At 59.3% G+C, this 20,858-nt stretch carries 18 protein-coding genes and 4 tRNA genes; 15 read left to right on the top strand and 7 right to left on the bottom strand.

From position 1 onward, the window contains the following. The first annotated feature begins 1 nt into the window (after position 1). Genes BK658_RS16255 through thiO form a run of 7 tightly spaced genes read left to right on the top strand, consistent with a single transcriptional unit; the run spans position 2 to position 6,842 of the window. Positions 2 to 475 (top strand): GspH/FimT family pseudopilin, encoded by a 474-nt coding sequence (locus BK658_RS16255; protein ID WP_054595520.1) that lies wholly within the window; start codon positions 2 to 4, stop codon positions 473 to 475. After that, positions 472 to 921: a type IV pilus modification protein PilV gene (gene pilV / locus BK658_RS16250; protein WP_123583157.1), complete on the top strand. Its 450-nt coding sequence runs from the start codon at positions 472 to 474 to the stop codon at positions 919 to 921. Before BK658_RS16255 ends, pilV begins: the two co-directional genes overlap by 4 nt. Then, positions 918 to 1,628, top strand: coding sequence for a PilW family protein (locus BK658_RS16245; protein WP_123583156.1), 711 nt, complete (start codon positions 918 to 920; stop codon positions 1,626 to 1,628). The genes pilV and BK658_RS16245 overlap by 4 nt, the downstream gene beginning before the upstream one ends. Before the next feature lie 5 nt (positions 1,629 to 1,633). Further along, positions 1,634 to 2,119: a pilus assembly PilX family protein gene (locus tag BK658_RS16240; RefSeq protein ID WP_404943183.1), complete on the top strand. Its 486-nt coding sequence runs from the start codon at positions 1,634 to 1,636 to the stop codon at positions 2,117 to 2,119. Then, positions 2,106 to 5,267, top strand: a complete 3,162-nt coding sequence (locus BK658_RS16235) for a pilus assembly protein (protein WP_185019840.1) — start codon at positions 2,106 to 2,108, stop codon at positions 5,265 to 5,267. The genes BK658_RS16240 and BK658_RS16235 overlap by 14 nt, the downstream gene beginning before the upstream one ends. Positions 5,268 to 5,282: 15 nt before the next feature. Beyond that, positions 5,283 to 5,684, top strand: a complete 402-nt coding sequence (locus BK658_RS16230) for a type IV pilin protein (RefSeq protein ID WP_123583154.1) — start codon at positions 5,283 to 5,285, stop codon at positions 5,682 to 5,684. 57 nt (positions 5,685 to 5,741) lie between these two features. Beyond that, positions 5,742 to 6,842 (top strand): glycine oxidase ThiO, encoded by a 1,101-nt coding sequence (gene thiO / locus BK658_RS16225; RefSeq protein WP_123583153.1) that lies wholly within the window; start codon positions 5,742 to 5,744, stop codon positions 6,840 to 6,842. Between the two features lie 86 nt (positions 6,843 to 6,928). Here thiO and BK658_RS16220 read toward each other — a convergent pair whose 3' ends face one another. The 4 genes from BK658_RS16220 to BK658_RS16205 all read right to left on the bottom strand — a co-directional run bounded on the left by BK658_RS16220 (position 6,929) and on the right by BK658_RS16205 (position 11,225). Then, positions 6,929 to 8,275: a sigma-54-dependent transcriptional regulator gene (locus tag BK658_RS16220; protein WP_123583152.1), complete on the bottom strand. Its 1,347-nt coding sequence runs from the start codon at positions 8,273 to 8,275 to the stop codon at positions 6,929 to 6,931. Next, positions 8,272 to 9,861, bottom strand: coding sequence for a sensor histidine kinase (locus BK658_RS16215; protein ID WP_123583151.1), 1,590 nt, complete (start codon positions 9,859 to 9,861; stop codon positions 8,272 to 8,274). Before BK658_RS16215 ends, BK658_RS16220 begins: the two co-directional genes overlap by 4 nt. Then, entirely contained in the window at positions 9,851 to 10,084 is a 234-nt protein-coding gene (locus tag BK658_RS16210) for a PP0621 family protein (protein ID WP_123583150.1), read from the bottom strand. The genes BK658_RS16215 and BK658_RS16210 overlap by 11 nt, the downstream gene beginning before the upstream one ends. A 124-nt stretch (positions 10,085 to 10,208) precedes the next feature. Next, positions 10,209 to 11,225 (bottom strand): outer membrane protein assembly factor BamD, encoded by a 1,017-nt coding sequence (locus BK658_RS16205; RefSeq protein WP_123583149.1) that lies wholly within the window; start codon positions 11,223 to 11,225, stop codon positions 10,209 to 10,211. Between the two features lie 152 nt (positions 11,226 to 11,377). On the opposite strand from BK658_RS16205, the gene rluD reads away from it, so the two are divergent. From rluD to BK658_RS16165, 8 genes are all read left to right on the top strand, one after another. Next, positions 11,378 to 12,340, top strand: a complete 963-nt coding sequence (rluD, locus tag BK658_RS16200) for a 23S rRNA pseudouridine(1911/1915/1917) synthase RluD (RefSeq protein ID WP_123583148.1) — start codon at positions 11,378 to 11,380, stop codon at positions 12,338 to 12,340. Further along, the gene (gene pgeF / locus BK658_RS16195; protein WP_123583147.1) at positions 12,337 to 13,062 is read left to right on the top strand and encodes a peptidoglycan editing factor PgeF; all 726 of its coding nucleotides are present in this window, start codon (positions 12,337 to 12,339) and stop codon (positions 13,060 to 13,062) included. The genes rluD and pgeF overlap by 4 nt, the downstream gene beginning before the upstream one ends. A 129-nt stretch (positions 13,063 to 13,191) precedes the next feature. Further along, on the top strand, positions 13,192 to 15,756 hold the full coding sequence (gene clpB / locus BK658_RS16190; protein WP_123583146.1) for an ATP-dependent chaperone ClpB: 2,565 nt from the start codon (positions 13,192 to 13,194) through the stop codon (positions 15,754 to 15,756). Positions 15,757 to 16,052: 296 nt separating this feature from the next. Continuing rightward, positions 16,053 to 16,128: transfer RNA gene (locus BK658_RS16185), tRNA-Asn, on the top strand. 9 nt (positions 16,129 to 16,137) lie between these two features. After that, a tRNA-Pro gene (locus BK658_RS16180) sits at positions 16,138 to 16,214 on the top strand. A gap of 5 nt (positions 16,215 to 16,219) precedes the next feature. Next, positions 16,220 to 16,295, top strand: a tRNA-Lys gene (locus tag BK658_RS16175). 97 nt (positions 16,296 to 16,392) lie between these two features. Then, positions 16,393 to 16,469: transfer RNA gene (locus BK658_RS16170), tRNA-Pro, on the top strand. Between the two features lie 162 nt (positions 16,470 to 16,631). Continuing rightward, positions 16,632 to 18,257 carry a methyl-accepting chemotaxis protein gene (locus tag BK658_RS16165; protein ID WP_123583145.1) on the top strand — a complete coding sequence of 542 codons (1,626 nt, stop codon included), beginning with the start codon at positions 16,632 to 16,634 and terminating at the stop codon, positions 18,255 to 18,257. A gap of 120 nt (positions 18,258 to 18,377) precedes the next feature. On the opposite strand, the gene BK658_RS16160 is transcribed toward BK658_RS16165, so the two are convergent. From BK658_RS16160 to BK658_RS16150, 3 genes are all read right to left on the bottom strand, one after another. Next, positions 18,378 to 19,676 carry an NAD(P)/FAD-dependent oxidoreductase gene (locus BK658_RS16160; RefSeq protein ID WP_123583144.1) on the bottom strand — a complete coding sequence of 433 codons (1,299 nt, stop codon included), beginning with the start codon at positions 19,674 to 19,676 and terminating at the stop codon, positions 18,378 to 18,380. A 60-nt stretch (positions 19,677 to 19,736) separates the two neighbouring features. Then, complete coding sequence (locus BK658_RS16155) at positions 19,737 to 19,910, bottom strand: DUF3094 family protein (protein ID WP_019691641.1); 174 nt, start codon at positions 19,908 to 19,910, stop codon at positions 19,737 to 19,739. 227 nt (positions 19,911 to 20,137) lie between these two features. Next, positions 20,138 to 20,764, bottom strand: a complete 627-nt coding sequence (locus BK658_RS16150; RefSeq protein ID WP_123423617.1) for a DUF1780 domain-containing protein — start codon at positions 20,762 to 20,764, stop codon at positions 20,138 to 20,140. Positions 20,765 to 20,858: the final 94 nt, after the last annotated feature.

The raw sequence follows: 20,858 nt of genomic DNA, 5'->3' as shown, positions 1-20,858 counted from the left end.
GATGAATCATCGTACAAAAGGTTTCACGTTGGTCGAGTTGCTGGTGATCCTTGCGGTCATGGCGATTCTGCTCACCCTGGCGGTCCCGGCGTTCAACAGTTCAATACAGAACGCCAAGGCCGATACCGAAATCAGTGATCTGCAGCGAGGGCTCAATTACGCCAGGTTGGAGGCGATCGACCGGGGCATCACCACGCGCATCCGGCCAACCGCTGGCGGCAGCGTCTGGACCGGGGAGTTGACGGTGTACGACAGCACCGGCTCACCGGCAAATGTATTGCGGGTTATTCCGGCGATGAGCAGCGGCGCCACTCTGACGCTAACCTCTGGAGTGACCAGCATCGATTTCAATAATCTGGGTGGGTTGTCGGCGCCGGCCACGGCAGTGCTGTTCAATTATGTATCAGGGGCGCAGAGCCGGACGCTCAGCGTGTGTTTAAACGGACGGATTGTCTTGGGTGGAAGCTGCGGATGACAGGAGCGGGATCGCGTGCACAGGACGGCATGACACTGATCGAAGTGTTGGTTGCGCTGTTGATTCTGAGTGTCGGGTTGCTGGGGGCGGCGGCGATTCAGCTCAATGCGCTGAAGTACACCGACAGCTCGCTGATGAGCAGCCAGGCGAGCTTTATCGCCTACGACATGATGGACCGGATTCGCGCCAATTCGGGGGCCGACTACACCGTCACGCCGCCGACCTCGGGTAATTTGAATGTTACCCGGGATCAGGACCTGTATGACTTCACCACCAATATCGTCAATTTCGGCGGCCCGACCGCCACGGGCAGCATTACCCTGAACCAGCGGGTGTATACCATCACCATCACCTGGGATGACTCGCGCGCCGCTGGAGTCGCGAACTCCCAACGCAGCTTTGTCCTGAGCAGTCGCGCCACCGTCGATCCGGTGGTGACGCCATGAATCGTTCGTCGCGAGGGTTTGGCCTGATCGAACTGATGATCGCCCTGGCGATCAGCCTGATCGTGGTGCTGGGTGTGGCGCAAATTTTTATTTCGGCGAAAAGCACCTACATCAGCCAGAACACCTCTGCCGGGATGCAGGAGGATGCGCGGTTTGTCCTGAGCAAAATGATTCAGGAAATCCGCATGGTCGGCATGTTTGGTTGCCTGGGGATGATTACCGATGCGAGCTCGGCCGGCGACTTCAGTGCCAACCAGATCACCCCCATCAGTTGGGACAACACCGCACTTAAATTAACCCTGGTGACGTCGGATGTTGGCGGTAACGGCGGTGTGCCAACCTGGACCGTGGTGTCTGACTGCCGGACCAGCGCAACGGCCTACTCCGGGGCGCACACACCGACAGCCGGGCAATTGGCGTTTCCGATCCGGCGGTTGGCCTATAGCCTCAGCAATGGCCAGATCCTGATGACCTCGGGCACCGGCGGTGCATCGGCGGTACTGGTGAACAACGTCAGTGCTTTCAGCGTGACCTTCGGCATGGCCACCAGCGCCACCGATGTTGCAGCGTCGAGTTACAGCAGCAATCCGACCGACCCGACGCGAATCCGCAGTGTGCGCTTGACCCTGACCCTGGCGGACCCCAACAACCGCGTGCGCAATCAGACCTTCAACGTGGTTGCCGCTTTGCGCAACCGGTTGATGTAGGGGCGATGCCGATGATTCTTTCTCCCCTCAAGGCACACGCCCAGCGCGGCATGGCGCTGCTGATGAGCCTGGTGTTTCTGCTGTTGTTGACGCTGATCGGTATTTCTTCGATGCAGAACGCCACGCTCCAGGAAAAAATGGCCGGCAGCGTGACGCTGCGCAATCAATCCTTCCAGGGCGCAGAGGCGGCGTTACGGATCGGTGAAAGCGCCGTGCAACTGAGTGCATACACCCTGGTGGCATGCGCCAACACCACCCAATGTGCCCCGCCGGCCGAATCTTCAGTGATCACGGCCGCGGGCTTCAACGCCACCTCCGGGGTGACCTGGATCGCTGCCGGCAGCGGTTTTTATGGCGTACAGAACATCGGCACCACACAGGGCGCGGTGAATATTCCGAGCAACACCTCGGCGACGCTCTATCGGGTCACCGCCGTCGGGTTGGCGGGTACTTCGCGCAGTGTGGTGGAGAGCATCTATGCGAAATACTGAGACCCGTCGTCGGGAGCGGCGCCATTGGTTGATGCGGTTAGCCTGCGGCTGGCTGCTGGGTCTTTATCTGGCCGCTCCGGCGTATGCCTTCACGCCATCGGACTCACCACTGCTCGGCGCGTCGGCAGTCGCGCCAAACGTGCTGCTGCTGCTCGATGATTCGGGGAGCATGAACAGCATCATCTATGCCTCGGGTTTTGACCCGACCGTTTCACGAACTCCGGCCCAGCAATGTAATGCGCTTTCTGGCTTGTGTTTGAGTGGCTCGGCTATCGTCGGCGATCCGATCCTGCTGTCCAGTTTGCCCCAGTCGGGATGTTCCAGCGGTTACTACGCGTTCTACAAAAACAGCCTGACGCCGCTGTGCCTGAAGCTCCCGGACCCGGTGGGCGGCGGCAACACCCGTTATTCCGACAACTACATTTCCTACCTGGTGAGCCTGGCCAACGGCAACAATCGCGACTTCACCGACGGCTCGATACCCAATGACTACCGAATCAACGTGGCGCGCAACGTAGCCACGGCGCTGATCACCAGCAATCGCGGGCTGCGTTTCGGTCTGGCAACCTTTAATTCACCGACCACCCACGGCAACAGCGAAGGCAACAATGGCAACGGTAATGGCAGTGGTATCGGCAACAACAATGCCGGTAATGGCGGTTACATTGTCAACGCGATCAGCGATCTGACGGTAGTCAGCGGCAGCGTGACCCAGGCCCAGGCGGACGCCAACTACAACGCGCTGATCTCTTCAATCAGCGCCCTGAGCGCGATATCCAATACACCGCTGGCAGAAACCTACTATGAAATCACCCGCTATTTTCGCGGTATGACGCCGTACTACAACTCAGGGCCTGCCACCTACACCAGTCCGATCCAGTACCGCTGCCAGAAGAACTACGGGGTGGTCATCACCGATGGTCTGCCGACCTACGACCATACTTTCCCGAGCAACGATCCACTCGGTGGCACCCGGCTGCCCAACTGGGACGGGATCAACAATGACGGTAACGACCTTAACGGCGATGACGAGGGTGACACCCTGTATCTGGACGATATCGCCAAATTCGCTTTCGATATCGACATGCGCTCCACCGGCACGGATCTGGCGGGCAAAAGCTGGAGTTCAGCAGACTTCCCCAAGCAGAACCTGAACACCTACACCGTGGGTTTTACCACCGCCAATCAGATGTTGGCGGATGCCGCCCGTTACGGGCAGGGCAAGTACTATCAGGCAACCGACGGCACCAGCCTCAACACTGCGTTATCGGCAGCCTTGAGCGATATCTCCACCAAGGCCGGCTCGGGCGGCAGCGGCGTCGCCAGCAGCAACACGCTGACCAGTGGCTCCAGCTATTTCCAGACTGGCTACGACCCCAAGGACTGGCGCGGCACGATCAAGGCCTTTGGCTTCACCTCAAGCGGAGCCGTGGACACCACCTCTGTGCTGTGGACCACTGACGCGGTCATCGTTCCCGGTGCGACGGCGCCGACTTATCAGTCCTGGAACACCACGATCAACTCGGTGGTCACTCTGGCCTACGGCAATTTCTCCAGCACCCAGCAAACCAGCCTCAGCCAGAACCTGCCTACCGGTATCAGCGGCAGCGATCTGGTGGAATGGAGCAAGGGCACCAATAAAGCCGGCTTGAAGACTCGTACCGTGCTGCTTGGGGACATCATCAACTCGCCATTGACGCTGGCATCGCCCACCGACAAAACCGCTTCAGACCTGGCCGGCAGCACCAGTTACAGCACGTTTCTGACCAGCAAAGCGGCGAACATGAACACCAGCCTGGTGGTGAATGCCAACGATGGCTTCGTGAATGTCATTAACGCCGGCAGTGGTGCGCGGCGCTTCGGCTATATGCCCTCCAGCGTGCTGTCGTCGCTGCATTTCATCGCCGACCCCGCCTACATCAATGGCACCAGCCACAAGTTTCTCAACGATGGTCAGGTCGGTGTATTCGACGCCCAGCTCAACAGCGCCTGGAAAACCCTGGCCCTGGGTGGCGTGGGGGCGGGCGGCAAGACCTTTTACGCCGTGCAGCTTTTCGATGGGACGGCGGGGAACGTGACCAATGCCTTGTGGGAAATCAGTGCACCGGCCACCGCCAACACCGCAAACGTTTTCAATGATCTGGGTTATGCCTATGCGCGGCCGGAAGTGGCACGCTTGGCCGATGGTCGTTGGGCGGCCTTCATATCCAACGGTTACGGCAGCAATTCGGGCGTTGCCGCGTTGTACGTGGTGGATATTCGCGATGGTTCGCTGATCAGGAAAATCGTTATCGACAGCACTGAAACCACCAATGGCCTGTCATCGGTCAAGCTCAAGGTCGACTCGCAAAGCATTGTGCAGGCGGCCTATGGCGGCGATTTGAAAGGCCGGTTGTGGAAGTTCGACTTGAGCAGCTCGAACCCCGCCAGCTGGGGCATGGCCTTTTCCGGTAAGCCGCTATTCACTGCACCGGGCGGCGCGACGCAGCCGATCACTGCACAACCGTTGCTGGCGGACCATCCGATCAACGGCAAGGAGGTGTTTTTCGGCACCGGGAAATTCAACGAGACCGCTGACAAGCTCAGCAAGGATCTGCAAGCGTTCTATGGGGTGTGGGATGCCGATGGAGGCTCGGGGCAGATCACCGTGTCGAGCTTGCAGGCGCAGGCTGTGACCGGGGTCTTCACGGGGACTGCCGGGGGGCAGTTCATCACCACCTCACAGAACCCCGTGACCTATCCGGCACAGAACGGCTGGTACTTGCCGCTGGTATACAACAATCTCCTGACCGGTGAGCGGGTGATCAATCAGGCTGCGCTGGTGCTCGGGCGGATTGTGTTTACTACGGCCAGCATCGACACCACGGATCCTTGTTCAAGCTTTGGCAACGGCAAACTGGTCGAACTCGATGCGTTCAGCGGTAAGATGCTCAACTATGCGGTGCTCGACACCAATGGCGATGGCCTGGTCGACACGAACGACACAATCTCCAGCGGGGTGATTTTTACCGGTGGTATTCCGACGCTGAATGCGATCGTCAACAGTGCAGCCCGCAAAATCGTGAACGACTCCAGTGGCGGCATCACCACTCTGGTTGAAAAATCCGGCGGCGGCAGCCGTCGAATCATGTGGCGACAAATACAGTAAGTGAGAGTTGAGGCAATGCGCAGATCCAACCAAGGTTTTACCCTGATCGAAATCATGATCGTGATCGCGATCATCGGGATTGTGGTGACCATTTCCGCTCCGCTCCTTACCGAGTACGTAAAGAGGAGCCATCGCACCGAAATTGCCGGGCTGCTGTCCGGGCAGGCACAAAACCTTGAACGGTTCTATTCGAAAAACAATGTGTACAGCAACGCTACCGGGCTGAGTGCTGGCAATGACTACTACACCATTACCCCGACACTGACCGATCAGACCTTCTTGCTGACCGCTGTGCGCAAGGCCGGGTCAACGATGGCCAGTGACAAGTGTGGGGATTTCACCATTACCAACACCGGCGTCAGAGGCATGAACAATGCGACGACCGGGCTGACCACCAAGGATTGCTGGGGTCGCTGAGTACCTTTCCTCGGGCGCGTTTGGCGCCCTCCGTGTTTTTTATTGTTGGATCAGATGATGGCCAAGCAACAGCAAGTGGTGATTGTCGGCGGTGGGGTGATCGGCCTGCTGACTGCGTTTAATCTGGCGTCGCACGTGCAGAGCGTGATCCTGCTGGATCGCTCGAACGTGGGGCAGGAGTCTTCCTGGGCCGGTGGCGGCATCGTTTCGCCGCTGTACCCGTGGCGCTATAGCCCGGCGGTCACCGCATTGGCCCACTGGTCCCAGGATTTTTATCCACAACTGGCTGAGCGTCTGTTTGCGAGTACCGGAATCGATCCCGAGGTGCACACCACGGGCCTGTACTGGCTGGATCTGGATGATGAGGCCGAGGCGCTGGCCTGGGCAAAACGCGAAAATCGTCCGTTGAGCCCTGTGGATATCTCGGTTACTCACGATGCTGTACCAGTATTGGGGCCGGGGTTCTCGCGGGCAATCTACATGGCCGATGTCGCTAACGTGCGTAACCCGCGACTAGTGAAGTCCCTCAAGGCGGCCTTGCTGGCGCTGCCCAACGTGACTATTCATGAACAGTGCGAGGTTAGCGCGTTCATTCGTGAAGGCGATGCGGTGGTGGGTGTCGAGAGTTCAAAAGGCCCGATCCATGGCGATCAGGTGGTACTGACCGCCGGCGCCTGGAGCGGTGACTTACTGAAAACCCTGGGCCTGGATCTGCCGGTCGAGCCGGTCAAGGGGCAGATGATTCTCTACAAGTGCGCGTCTGACTTCCTGTCGAGCATGGTTCTGGCCAAGGGCCGTTATGCCATTCCGCGCCGAGACGGGCACATCCTGATCGGCAGCACGCTGGAACACCAAGGGTTTGACAAGACGCCGACCGAGTCCGCGCTGGAAAGCCTCAAGGCCTCGGCGGTCGAGCTGATTCCGGCGCTGGCCGAGGCCGAGGTGGTCGGGCATTGGGCGGGGCTGCGGCCGGGTTCGCCGGAAGGGATTCCGTATATTGGCGCAGTGCCCGGATTTGCCGGGTTATGGCTCAATTGTGGGCACTACCGCAACGGGTTGGTGCTGGCGCCGGCGTCGTGTCAGTTGTTTGCGGATGTGATGCTGGGGCGCGAACCGGTTATCGATCCGGCACCTTATGCGCCAGTGGGCCGGATTTAGGGCGAAGATCAAAAGATCGCAGCCTGCGGCAGCTCCTACAAGGAGTCCGGCGTAGGAGCTGCCGCAGGCTGCGATCTTTTAAGGCATCAATCCAGCCCCAACTTTTTCAGCCGGTAACGCATCGACCGAAACGACAGGTTCAACCGCTGGGCCGCCGCTGTGCGGTTCCAGCGGGTTTCTTCGAGCGCCTGGAGAATCAGTTTGCGTTCGACGTTCTCCAGATACTGCTCAAGATTGTCGATTTTCGTCAGGTCCGGCAATCCGGTATCGGCGCTGCAATTGCCATCAGTCAGGCGCAGGTCGCTGGCTTCGATTTGCTTGTTTTCGCAAAGGGTGTACGCGCGTTCGAGCATATTTTCCAGCTCGCGGACGTTGCCCGGAAAGCGGTAGTGCTTGAGTGCATCGAGGGCTTGCGGATGGAGATGGACGGCCGGCAAGCCGCTGCCTGCCGCGAGACGCTTGAGTACATGACTGGCCAGCAGTTCGATGTCGTCACGGCGCTCGCGTAGCGGCGGGACGCGCAACTCGATTACATTCAGCCGATAGTACAAATCCTGTCGAAAGCGCCCGGCGGCCACTTCGGCGTCCAGATCCCTGTGGGTCGCGCAGAGTATTCGCACATCGATGACGGCTTCCTGCTGTCCGCCGATGCTGCGTACCGCCTTCTCCTGAATCGCGCGCAGCAACTTGACCTGCATCGCCAGCGGCAAATCGGCCACTTCATCGAGAAACAACGTCCCGCCGTTAGCCGCCTGGAACAGTCCGGGTTTATCTTCGATGGCGCCGCTGAAACTGCCTTTGCGATGACCGAAAAACTCGCTTTCCATCAATTCGGACGGAATTGCCCCGCAGTTGACCGGTACAAACGGCTGGCTGCTGCGTGGACCTTGTTCATGAATCAGCCGTGCGACCAGTTCCTTGCCGCTGCCGGATTCGCCGCTGATGTACACCGGTGCCTGGCTGCGCGCCAGTTTGTCGATTTGCTTGCGCAGGCTGCGCATGGGTATTGAGTCGCCGAGCAGCCGGCGATCGATGGCACTGGCAGCGTCGCCCGCGACCGACAAACGCAAGGCGCTGACCACCAGCTCGCGCAGTCGGGTGAGGTCCACTGGTTTGGTCAGGAAGTCGAAGGCCCCGGCTTTCAGCGCGTTGATGGCGGTATCGAGGCTGCCATAAGCGGTGATCATCGCCACGGGCACGTATGGATGGGTTAGTTGAATGTGCTGCACCAGCTCCAGGCCGGTACCGTCGGGCAACCGCATGTCGGTCAGGCACAGGTCGAACCGTTCCTGGGCCAGCAACGACCGCGCTTCGCCGGCATTGCGCGCGCTCAGCGTGTCGAGTTTCATTCGGCCGAGGGTGATTTCCAGAAGTTCGCGAATATCCGGTTCGTCATCGACGATCAGGACTTTTTGCCGTGGGCTTGTCTTCAACTTTGTTTCCGTCCGTGAGCAAAGGTGATGCGAAAGCAGCCGCCGCCTTGGCGTGGTTTGAAGTCTAGGCGGGCCTGGTTGCTTTCGCACAGCTCACGGGACAGATAGAGACCCAGGCCAGTACCCTGGCTACTGGTGGTGAAGAACGGTTCGAACAAATGCGCTTGCTGCTCCGCTGAAACGCCGGGGCCATTGTCCAGCACATCCAGGGTTGGAAGCTGACTGTCGGGGTCGATAAACAGCGTGAGCCAGACTTCGGCCTGTTCGTGCGCAAGGGCGCTGTGGCGCCAGGCATTGCGCAGCAGGTTATCGAGCACCTGAGTCAGTTGGTCAGGGTCCATCAAGGTGGTGAAGGGGCCTGAACCGGCGTTCAGATGAATCTGTTGGCGATCCGTTGCACCTTCGCGCACCGTGCACACGAACTGCTCCAGCCACTGCTTCAAGTCGAGCCGTTGCGGTACGACTTGCTGGCGCCGTGAAAGCTGCAGGACGTTTTCTATCACTCGGTTCATGCGTTGAGAGTGGTCCTGAATAATCTGCGTCAGACGGCGGTCGGCGCCGATCAGTTCCTCAGATTCGTTCAGCAACTGCGCCGCATGGCTGATGGCACCCAATGGATTGCGGATTTCATGGGCAATGCCTGCGGTCAGCCGGCCCAGTGCTGCAAGTTTGAGTTGCTGGGCTTGTTGCGCGACCAGGGCAAGGTCTTCGAGAAATACCAGGGTCTGACGTTGTTCGTTCAGGCCCAGCGCGATGAAGCTCGGTTGCAGTTCCAGGCCGGTGCGGGCGACTTTCAGGCTTTGTGGGCGCAAGGTCGGGTTGTTGAACCAGAGTTGCAGGCGCTCGACCAGGGCTGTCGAATAATCGTCGATGAGCTGGCCGTCGAGGTGTGTCTGGCCAAACAGATTCAAGGCGCTGTGATTGGCCAACTGAACCCGGCGCTCACTGTCGAGCACCAGGATGCCGGTGCGCATGCGTTGCAGGATCAGCGCATTGAGCGCTTCCAGGCTAATCACTTCGCTGGCGCGCTGCTGGGCCAGACTCTCGCTGACCTCCAGTTGTCGGGTCAGGCCTTGCACCAGCAAGGCTGCGGCAAAGCACAGGGCACCCAGGGTGCCGGCTTGCAAATAGTGATTGGCGCCAGTCGGGTGGCTGCCGCTCAGGGAGAAAGTCAGGGAAATGATGCCGATGGCGGCGACGGCCGCGAGCAGCAGGCCGATGCGCCGGCGCAGTAGCGTATTGCCGATCGCCACTGACACGATCAGCAGATTGCCGATGGCGCTGGGGACGCCACCTGCGGCATAGAACAGCACTGACAACAGCAGGATATCAACCAGCGTGAGGCCGAAGATCTGTGCGGGTTGTCTGGGGTTCCCCGCAAATACCACCAGCAGGATATTCAGAATCAGGTACAACCAACTGCCGTTGCGCAGCAGGTCGTCATTGGTGAATTCCAGCAACTGGTTGTCCATGTTGCTGGAGATCAACAGCACCAGAAGGAGGCCGATGCTTAAACGGTAGAGATGATAGAGGCGCAGCAGTCGCTGGGCCTGTTTGTCGCCGGGACTCGAGATCTCAGCGATCACGTGAACTCGGGCCTTGCTCGAGGTGAGCCTGGCTGCAATACCACTGTTGTTGAAGGCTCAGCGCGCGGTCGCGTGGCAGGTGTACACCGCAATGGGCGCAGCGAACCATGGGCGGTGCATCGAGTTCGCTGGGCGTATGGGAGGTTTCGGCTGGGCGCTTGAACTTGCGCCAGAACCATACTGCTGCAGCAATCAGGGCAATCCAGAACAGTAAACGAAGCATGATGAGCCGCTTTGCAATGAATAATCCGGCAGTTTAGCCAAGGACTGGAGAAGCGCACAGCGCAATAAAACGCGGCCATAAAAAAGGGAGACTCGAAAGTCTCCCTTTTTGGCGCCTCTGGGTGTCAGTCGAACACACCGAAGGTCAGGCGGCTGAACCACGAGCGGTCGCTGCTGTTGCCTTCGGCCTCGTGCGGCTGTTCTTCAACCGCATCGCCTTCTTTAGGCTTGAGCTCGGCAGGGATCGCGTCCTTGGCATCCTGGAACTGCTTCATCACGTCCTGGTTGGCGCGGGTTTCGCCCGGCGGCAGCGGTGGACGGGATTCGATCAGACCCAGAGTGGCCTTGCTCATCCACGAACGGTTGTCGGCTTCGGCAACGCGCGGTACGAACTGACCGTCGACCAGGGTCGGATGGTTCGGGTAGTTGAGCTTCAGGGTTTCGAGGCTGGTGTTGGCCAGTTCGTCCAGGTGCAGGCGCTGGTAGGACTCGACCATCACCGCCAGGCCGTCACCGACCGAAGGGGTTTCCTGGAAGTTTTCCACTACATAACGACCACGGTTGGCCGCTGCAACGTACGCCTGACGGGTCAGGTAGTAGTCGGCTACGTGAATCTCGTAGGACGCCAGCAGGTTGCGCAGATAAATCATGCGTTGCTTGGCGTCTGGCGCGTAGCGGCTGTTCGGGTAACGGCTGGTGAGCTGGGCGAACTCGTTGTAGGAGTCACGTGCGGCGCCCGGGTCACGCTTGGTCATGTCCAGCGGCAGGAAGCGCGCCAGCAGACCGACGTCCTGATCAAAGGAGGTCAGGCCCTTGAGGTAGTACGCGTAATCGACGTTCGGGTGCTGCGGGTGCAGGCGGATAAAACGCTCGGCGGCAGACTTGGCAGCCTCCGGCTCGGCGTTCTTGTAGTTCGCATAAATCAGTTCGAGTTGAGCCTGATCAGCGTAGCGGCCGAACGGATAACGCGATTCCAGAGCCTTCAACTTGGCGGTGGCGCTGGTATAGCTATTGTTATCCAGATCGTGCTGAGCCTGCTGGTACAGCTCGACCTCGCTCAGGTTTTCGTCGACGACTTCCTTCGATGAGCAAGCAGCGGTCAATGCGAGGATGGCGATCAGCAGCAGGTGTTTCACTTGCATGGCGGCTTGCGTCCCTATGACGGCCGCTGTCTTGGGCGGGGCCGTCCTGTTATGATGAGTGCCCCGTTGAAAAGCCTCGGGGCAAAAGACGCCGTATTTAACCACAAGCGCGCAGCCGAAACCAAAGGCTGTAGCCGACGCCTAGTCTGAGCATGTCCGATAAAATTGAACTTCGCGCAGAGGTGCCGTCCGAACTGGGCGGCCAACGCCTCGATCAAGTCGCCGCACAATTATTCGCTGAGCACTCGCGCTCGCGCCTTTCCGCCTGGATCAAAGACGGCCGCCTGACTGTGGATGGAGCGGTTATCCGCCCGCGAGACATCGTCCATGGTGGCGCCATCCTTGAGCTGACTGCCGAGCAGGAAGCTCAAGGAGAATGGGTTGCTCAGAACATCGCCCTGGACATCGTCTATGAAGATGACGACATCCTGGTGATCAACAAGCCTGCGGGCCTGGTGGTGCATCCTGCCGCCGGTCATGCCGACGGTACCTTGCTCAACGCCTTGCTGCACCACGTGCCGGACATCATCAATGTGCCGCGCGCCGGTATCGTGCACCGTCTGGACAAGGACACCACCGGTCTGATGGTGGTGGCCAAGACCATTCAGGCGCAGACGCAACTGGTCACTCAGTTGCAGAGCCGCAGCGTCAGCCGGATCTACGAATGCATCGTGATCGGCGTGGTCACTGCCGGCGGCAAGATCAACGCGCCGATCGGTCGTCACGGCCAGCAACGTCAGCGCATGGCGGTGATGGAAGGTGGCAAGCAGGCGGTCAGTCATTACCGCGTGCTCGAGCGTTTCCGCTCCCACACTCACGTACGGGTCAAGCTGGAAACCGGTCGTACGCACCAGATTCGCGTGCACATGGCGCACATCAACTTCCCGTTGGTCGGAGATCCTGCCTACGGCGGTCGCTTCCGTATTCCGCCGGCAGCCAGTGTGACCATGGTTGAATCGCTGAAACATTTCCCGCGTCAGGCGCTGCATGCGCGTTTCCTGGAACTGGATCATCCGACCACCGGTAAGCGCATGAGCTGGGAGTCGCCACTGCCGGACGATTTCGTCTGGTTGCTGTCGCTGCTCAAGCAAGACCGTGAGGCGTTCATCGGATGATTGACTGGCTGATTCCTGACTGGCCTGTGCCTGCCGGGGTGAAAGCCTGCGTCACCACCCGGGCGGGCGGCGTCAGCCTGGCGCCGTTCGACAGCCTCAATCTGGGCGATCACGTCGACGACAACCCTGAAGCGGTTTCCGAGAACCGCCGCCGTCTCACCGATCATTTCTCTATTCAGCCGGCCTGGTTGCAACAGGTTCACGGGATTACCGTGGCCTATGCCGACCCGACCGCAGTGGCGACGGCCGATGCCAGCTGGACGGCCACACCGGGCATTGCCTGTACGGCAATGACGGCAGACTGCCTGCCAGCGTTGTTCTGTGACCGCGCCGGCACGCGTGTTGCTGCTGCTCACGCCGGTTGGCGCGGTCTGGCGGCGGGCGTGCTGGAGGCAACCGTCGAAAGCCTGGCCGTAGAACCTGCCGAGGTGCTCGTCTGGCTCGGCCCGGCCATCGGTCCGAAAGCTTTCGAAGTCGGCCCGGAAGTTCGCGAAGCCTTTGTCCGGCAGCTCCCGGAAACCGATCAGGCCTTCGTCCCGAGCCATAACGCCGGCAAGTTCATGGCCGACATCTATACGCTGGCGCGTCTGCGTCTGGCAGCCTGCGGTGTTACTGCTGTTTACGGTGGTGGCTTCTGCACCGTGACCGATCCACGCTTCTTTTCTTACCGCCGCAGTCCGCGCACCGGTCGGTTTGCCTCGCTGGTTTGGCTGGAACGCTAGACTTATCTGATCTGCGTCAATCAAACGCTGCTTGAATCTTCCAGAATTGACCGCATCTAGTTCGGTATCTGGCAGGTTTCTCTATTTAGGTGTGTCCATCGCTCCGGCCTGCTCAAAGGAAGGTGACCAATGCGTATAGACCGTTTAACCAGCAAATTACAGTTAGCCTTGTCCGATGCCCAATCCCTGGCTGTCGGCCTCGATCATCCGGCTATTGAACCTGCGCACTTGATGCAAGCGCTGCTTGAACAGCAGGGCGGCTCGATCAAGCCGTTGCTGATGCAAGTAGGTTTTGACATCAACAGCCTGCGCAAAGAGTTGAGCAAAGAGCTCGACCATCTGCCAAAAATCCAGAATCCCACCGGCGACGTGAACATGTCGCAGGACCTCGCGCGTCTGCTCAACCAGGCGGATCGCCTGGCTCAGCAGAAGGGGGACCAGTTCATCTCCAGCGAGCTGGTGCTGCTCGCCGCCATGGACGAGAACAGCAAGCTCGGCAAGTTGCTGCTCGGTCAGGGCGTCAGCAAGAAAGCCCTGGAAAACGCGATCAACAACCTGCGCGGCGGCGAAGCGGTGAATGACGCCAACGCCGAGGAGTCGCGTCAGGCGCTGGACAAATACACCATTGACCTGACCAAGCGTGCCGAAGAAGGCAAGCTTGACCCAGTGATCGGCCGAGACGACGAGATTCGCCGGACCATCCAGGTTCTGCAGCGCCGCACCAAAAACAACCCGGTGCTGATCGGCGAACCTGGCGTGGGTAAAACCGCCATCGCCGAAGGCCTGGCCCAGCGCATCATCAACGGCGAAGTGCCGGATGGCCTGAAAGGCAAGCGCCTGCTGTCGCTGGACATGGGCGCGCTGATTGCCGGTGCCAAGTACCGTGGCGAGTTTGAAGAACGCCTGAAATCCCTGCTTAACGAACTGTCGAAGCAGGAAGGCCAGATCATCCTGTTCATCGACGAACTGCACACCATGGTCGGCGCCGGTAAAGCCGAGGGTTCGATGGACGCCGGTAACATGCTCAAGCCGGCCCTGGCCCGTGGCGAGCTGCATTGCGTCGGCGCGACCACGCTCAACGAGTATCGCCAATATATCGAGAAGGACGCGGCCCTTGAGCGGCGCTTCCAGAAGGTACTGGTGGACGAGCCGAGCGAAGAGGACACCATCGCGATCCTGCGTGGCCTGAAAGAGCGCTACGAGGTTCACCACAAGGTGGCGATCACCGACGGCGCGATCATTGCGGCGGCCAAGTTGAGCCATCGCTACATTACCGACCGTCAGTTGCCGGACAAGGCCATCGACCTGATCGACGAAGCGGCCAGCCGCATTCGCATGGAGATCGACTCCAAGCCGGAAGTGCTGGATCGTCTGGAGCGGCGCTTGATTCAACTGAAGGTTGAATCCCAGGCGCTGAAGAAAGAAAGCGACGAAGCGGCGAAGAAGCGTCTTGAAAAGCTCCAGGAAGAAATCGTTCGTCACGAGCGCGAGTACTCGGACCTCGAAGAAATCTGGAATTCGGAAAAAGCCGAAGTGCAGGGTTCTGCGCAGATCCAGCAGAAAATCGAACAGTCCCGTCAGGAGCTGGAAGCTGCCCGCCGCAAAGGCGATCTCAACCGCATGGCCGAGTTGCAGTATGGGGTGATCCCGGACCTGGAGCGCAGCCTGCAAATGGTCGACCAGCACGGCAAGAGCGAAAACCAGTTGCTGCGCAGCAAGGTGACTGAAGAAGAGATCGCCGAAGTCGTGTCGAAATGGACCGGCATTCCGGTGTCGAAAATGCTCGAAGGCGAGCGTGACAAGCTGCTGAAGATGGAAAGCCTGTTGCACCAACGCGTGATCGGCCAGAACGAAGCCGTGGTCGCGGTGGCCAACGCCGTGCGCCGTTCGCGTGCCGGGTTGTCCGACCCGAATCGCCCAAGCGGCTCGTTCATGTTTCTCGGCCCGACCGGTGTCGGTAAAACCGAGTTGTGCAAAGCCTTGGCCGAATTCCTCTTTGATACCGAAGAGGCGATGGTGCGGATCGACATGTCCGAGTTCATGGAAAAACATTCCGTGGCGCGGCTGATCGGTGCGCCACCAGGCTACGTGGGCTACGAGGAGGGCGGTTACCTGACCGAGGCGGTGCGTCGCAAGCCGTATTCGGTGATCCTGCTGGACGAGGTCGAGAAGGCCCACCCGGACGTGTTCAACGTGTTGCTGCAAGTGCTGGAGGATGGCCGTCTGACCGACAGTCACGGACGCACCGTGGATTTCCGCAATACAGTGATCGTCATGACCTCCAACCTGGGCTCGGTGCAGATCCAGGAACTGGTCGCTGATCGTGAAGCGCAACGTGCGGCGGTGATGGATGCGGTGTCGACGCACTTCCGTCCGGAGTTCATCAACCGGATCGACGAAGTGGTGATCTTCGAGCCGTTGGCACGGGATCAGATTGCCGGCATTACCGAGATCCAGTTGGGTCGCCTGCGTAGCCGTCTGGCCGAGCGTGAGCTGAAACTGACGCTGAGCAGCGAGGCGCTGGACAAGTTGATTGCGGTGGGTTACGACCCGGTTTATGGCGCACGGCCGCTCAAACGAGCGATCCAGCGCTGGATCGAAAACCCGCTGGCACAGCTGATTCTGGCCGGCAGCTTCCTGCCGGGCACCACTGTGACGGCCACCGTTGCGAACGACGAAATCGTTTTCAACTGACCGTTCGCTGCACGGTAATGGAGGAGGCCCCGCATCGCGGGGCCTTTTTTTTCTTAGGGTGTTGAACTGTAAGGAAAAGGCTTGTAAAGTGCGCCCCGCAGTAAGTCACCCCAGCGGTTTCTTCTCCCCAAGGAGAAATCTGAAATAAGTTGCAAATCATTGTCTTGAAAGCAATTTAGGGGGTTGACAGAGGTGTTTAAGATTGTAGAATAGCGCGCCTCAGACACACGAACGCAGCGATGCGAACGGGTCGAAGAGGTGAAGCAAGCTTCACAGTTGTAATTGAAATATGTAGTTCCGTGATAGCTCAGTCGGTAGAGCAAATGACTGTTAATCATTGGGTCCCAGGTTCGAGTCCTGGTCACGGAGCCAATTTCAAACCGGGGTATAGCGCAGTCCGGTAGCGCGCCTGCTTTGGGAGCAGGATGTCAGGAGTTCGAATCCCCTTACCCCGACCATTTTTGGGTCGTTAGCTCAGTTGGTAGAGCAGTTGGCTTTTAACCAATTGGTCGTAGGTTCGAATCCCACACGACCCACCATTTTTGAAACCAGTTAGCGCTGGAATCGAATCTTAAGATCAGAGGCCAAAAGCGCTGATCGAAGAAGGCGCTCTTTTAAAGGGTGCCTTTTTTTTACCGGGGTATAGCGCAGTCCGGTAGCGCGCCTGCTTTGGGAGCAGGATGTCAGGAGTTCGAATCCCCTTACCCCGACCATATTAAAAATCCTCGTATCGAAAGATACGGGGATTTTTTTTGTCTGTTGAAAAAGCCCCATTGCCTTCAAGTCATCGTACAACCTGCCGATAACGAGCTGACGGGGGACTGCGGCAGTAACGTCCCTTTACTCAAGCCACAACAAGAAAAAGGGCGCTCGTTATGTTGCTTCGTCAGTTGAATATTGCCCCTCGCGCAGCATTGGGATTTGCCCTTATTGCCGTGCTGGTCGCCTTGCTTGGCGTGTTCGCACTGGGACAGATGTCGAGCATTCGCGACAGTGAAGTCGCGGTCGAGAACCAATGGCTGCCGAGCATTCGTGGCGGCGACGAGATCCGCGAGATCATGTTGCGCATCCGTACCATTTCCCTGCGCATGGCCCTGGACCCGGATCTGAAGAACATTGCGCAGTACCGCAGCCAGATGGACACCCGCGACAAGGAACTGAGTGACAAGATCGCCGCCTATGACAAACTGGTCACCACTGCCGAAGGCAAAGGGTTGTATGAACAGTTCAAAAAAACCTTCGCGGCCTATCGTTCGGGTATCGCCCAATCCTTTGTCCTGGCTGAGCAAGGTCGGCGTGACGAGCTGACCAAGCTGCTGCTGGTCGACATGAAAACCGTGGTCGATGGTTCCGGCAAGCAGCTCAATGACCTGGCGGAACTGTTCGCCAAACAGGTCGCGACTGAAAGCCAGAACTCTGCAGCGCGTTACCAAACCTCGCGCCTGATTGTCAGCCTGTTCATCGGTCTGGCCGCTCTGGCGACCGTCGGACTCGCCATGTTGCTGACCCGCAGCATCGTGCGCCCTCTGAGCGAAGCCCTGAATGCAGCCGAAAACGTGGCACGAGGCGACCTGACCCAGCCCATCGAAACCCATGGCAACGACGAAGTCAGCCGTTTGCTCAAGGCGTTGGCGACGATGCAGCAGAACCTGCGGGAAACCCTGCAAGGCATCAGCGGTTCGGCCACGCAATTGGCCACGGCAGCGGATGAGTTGAACGCGGTGACCCTCGACAGTACTCAGGGTTTGCAACAGCAGAACAACGAGATCGAACAGGCGGCGACCGCCGTCAACGAAATGACCACCGCCGTGGAGGAAGTCGCGCGCAATGCGGTGTCGACTTCCGATGCGACTCGCCAGTCCAGTGAGTCGGCGCATCTGGGCCAGGAGCGGGTCAGCGAAACCGCCAGTGCCATCAGCGCCCTGGCCAACGATGTGCAGCACACCGGTGAACTGGTGCAGTCGCTGGCCAACCAATCCCAGGACATCGGCAAGGTGCTGGATGTGATTCGGGCCATCGCCGAACAAACCAATTTACTGGCCCTCAATGCGGCGATTGAAGCTGCCCGGGCGGGGGAAAGCGGTCGGGGTTTTGCGGTGGTGGCCGATGAAGTGCGGGCGCTGGCATATCGCACACAGCAGTCGACCCAGGAAATCGAGCAGATGGTGCAGGGCATGCGCAAGGGGTCGAGCCTGGCGCTCGAGTCGATGCAGGCCAGCGCCTCCCGCGCCGCCAGTACGCGGTTACTGGCCGAGCGGGCGGGCGAAGCCCTGCAAACCATCACCGCGTCGGTGCATGAAATTCACGAGCGCAATCTGGTGATCGCCAGTGCCGCCGAAGAGCAAGCGCAAGTGGCGCGGGAAGTGGATCGAAATCTGCTGAACATCCGTGATTTGTCGGTGCGTTCTGCGGCGGGTGCGAATCAGACCAGCGCTTCCAGCCATGAACTGTCGCAACTGGCCAGCGCGTTGCAGGGCATGGTGCGGCGCTTTCAGGTGTAAATTTGAGCGATGAAAAAAGGTGGGAGCGAGCCTGCTCGCGATGGCGGTAGGTCAGTCAACACTTGGGTTAACTGGCAGTCCTCTATCGCGAGCAGGCTCGCTCCCACCTTATTGGTTTTGTTAGTGCAGCTTCAGACGCGGTTCAGTCCCACGGCCAATCTTGCTGCCCAGCATCAGCATCGCCGTGCGGAATGGGCCGTACAGCGCGACTTGGTGCATACGGTACAGCGATACGTAAAACATCCGCGCCAGCCAGCCTTCCAGCATTACGCTGCCGGTCAGGTTGCCCATCAAGTTACCCACAGCCGAAAAACGCGACAGCGAGATCAGGGAACCGTAATCGGTGTACTTGTAGGCCGGCAATGGCTTGCCTTCGATGCGCAGTTTCAACGATTTGGCCAGCAGCGAGGCTTGTTGGTGTGCGGCTTGTGCACGTGGCGGTACGTTGCGATCGGTGCCCGGTTGTGGGCAGGCCGCGCAGTCACCGAAGGCGAAAATGTTTTCGTCGCGGGTGGTTTGCAGGGTCGGCAGCACTTGCAGCTGGTTGATCCGGTTGGTTTCCAGGCCGTCGATGTCCTTGAGGAAACCCGGCGCACGAATCCCGGCCGCCCAGACTTTCAGGCTGGCCTTGATCTCCTGGCCGCTGGCAGTGATCAGCGCATCGGCGGTGACTTCACTGACCGCTGCGTTGGTCAGTACCGTGACCCCGAGTTTCTCGAGGGTTTTATGCACAGGACCGCCGATCCGCTCCGGCAGGGCAGGTAACACCCGTGGACCGGCTTCGATCAGGGTGATATGCATGTTTTCCGGAAGAATCCGGTCCAGGCCGTACGCCGCCAGTTCGTGGGCCGCGTTGTGCAGTTCTGCCGCCAGTTCGACGCCGGTGGCACCTGCGCCAACAATGGCCACGCTGATCTGTTGCACCGCATCGGATTGCCCGGCGTGGGCACGCAGGTAGTGGTTGAGCAATTGCTGGTGGAAGCGCTCGGCCTGTTTGCGGGTGTCGAGGAACAGGCAGTGCTGCGCTGCACCCTGAGTGCCGAAATCGTTGGTGGTGCTGCCGACCGAAATCACCAGCGAGTCGTAACCCACCTCGCGTGCCGGCACCAGTTCCAGACCGTTTTCGTCGTAGGTGGCGGCCAGCTGGATTTTTTTCTGAGCGCGATCAAGCCCGCTCATGCGTCCCAGCTGGAACTCGAAGTGGTTCCATTTTGCCTGGGCAACATAGTTGAGTTCGTCTTCGGAAGAGTTCAAGGAACCTGCCGCCACTTCATGCAACAGCGGTTTCCAGATGTGCGTCAGGTTCGCGTCGACCAGCATCACACTGGCCGTGCCACGCTTGCCCAGAGTCTTACCCAGACGGGTAGCCAACTCCAGGCCGCCGGCGCCGCCGCCAACGATGACAATACGATGAGTCATGGGGATATCTCGCAAGGCTAAAGGAAATCGGTGCAATTACCCGAGCGAGCGCGATGCAGCTCATAGCGTCAGGTAACTGATAAGTCGGCTCAGCAGGCCCAGGCCAATCGTCACTGCCAGTACCACCACGAGGAGCATCCACGGCCGGAAAGGTCGGCGCTCGACTCGGTTCTGGGACAGTTGCAGGTACTCTTCGACATGCTGCTGGTCGTCGGGTTTCAGGCGGCTGGTCATATCGGGCCTCGTCAGGTAGACGTTGCTAAATGTGTAGAAGCTACAGTGGGGGGCAAGTTAAAAGCTGGCCCGCATTGAACGAAGCGTAGCCGCTTGCGGACAGGGGGCTCGACGCACACCGTATCGTCCAGACGAATGATTGCACTTTGTATCATTCGGGCGGTGATTGCGCCATGTTCGCGCACGGTCCTGCTGTGCTGCTGCAGCAATCAAATCCTGCAATGGACTCACAGGCTGATCCCGACGTCAAAGACGATGCTGCGTCCCAGATTGCCGCGTAGAAAGTCCGGCGCCTCGGGGTGGGCGAACAGCACGCGGGCGAAGGTCGGGCCCACCAGTGACAGCGAGCGCCAGCCTTGGCGCAGGTATTCGGTGGGAGGCGGGAAATGGCTGTTGAGGTCGAGCACTTCGCGCTTGAGGCTGGCGAAGGCGATGATGTCCAGTTCGCCCAGGTCCATGCCCCGTTCTTTGTAGTTGTGCGCTTTTTTGCGTAAGGTCGGCGCCAGTCTCAGCAAAAATTCGTTAGCTGGAATGCGCCTGGGTTTGGCTTCGCGGCGCACCAGTTGGCTCAGGGAGAAAGCACTGCGCCTGCGTTGTAGCTCGTCGCGCCACTCGTCATTGAGCCGTCGACCTTCGTCGAGCACGAAGAACACTTCGAAATTCGCCTCGCGAAACAGCACGTCCGGCGGCTCCCCGGCGGGGCTGAATTCGTCGACGCGGTAGGGAATGTTCAAGCCTTGCAGCAGGCGTTGGCAGACCCAACGCTCACGCTCCCATTTGCGGGCATTGGAAAGGAACGCGTTGGCTTGCTCGGCCGCGATGGTCAGCAGGCGCAAATAATCTGAGTCATCCATAGGCCAAGCTTAGCGTCCAAATGTGATCGCAAAGAAGACAGTTTGTCGGAGAAGAAAAAACTCTCCCGAGTCTTCGACGTTGCATGCATCCAGC

The sequence above is a fragment of the Pseudomonas brassicacearum genome, assembly GCF_003732175.1.
Taxonomy (GTDB): Bacteria; Pseudomonadota; Gammaproteobacteria; order Pseudomonadales; family Pseudomonadaceae; genus Aquipseudomonas; species Aquipseudomonas brassicacearum_G.
This window is presented reverse-complemented; position numbering and strand designations above follow the sequence as displayed.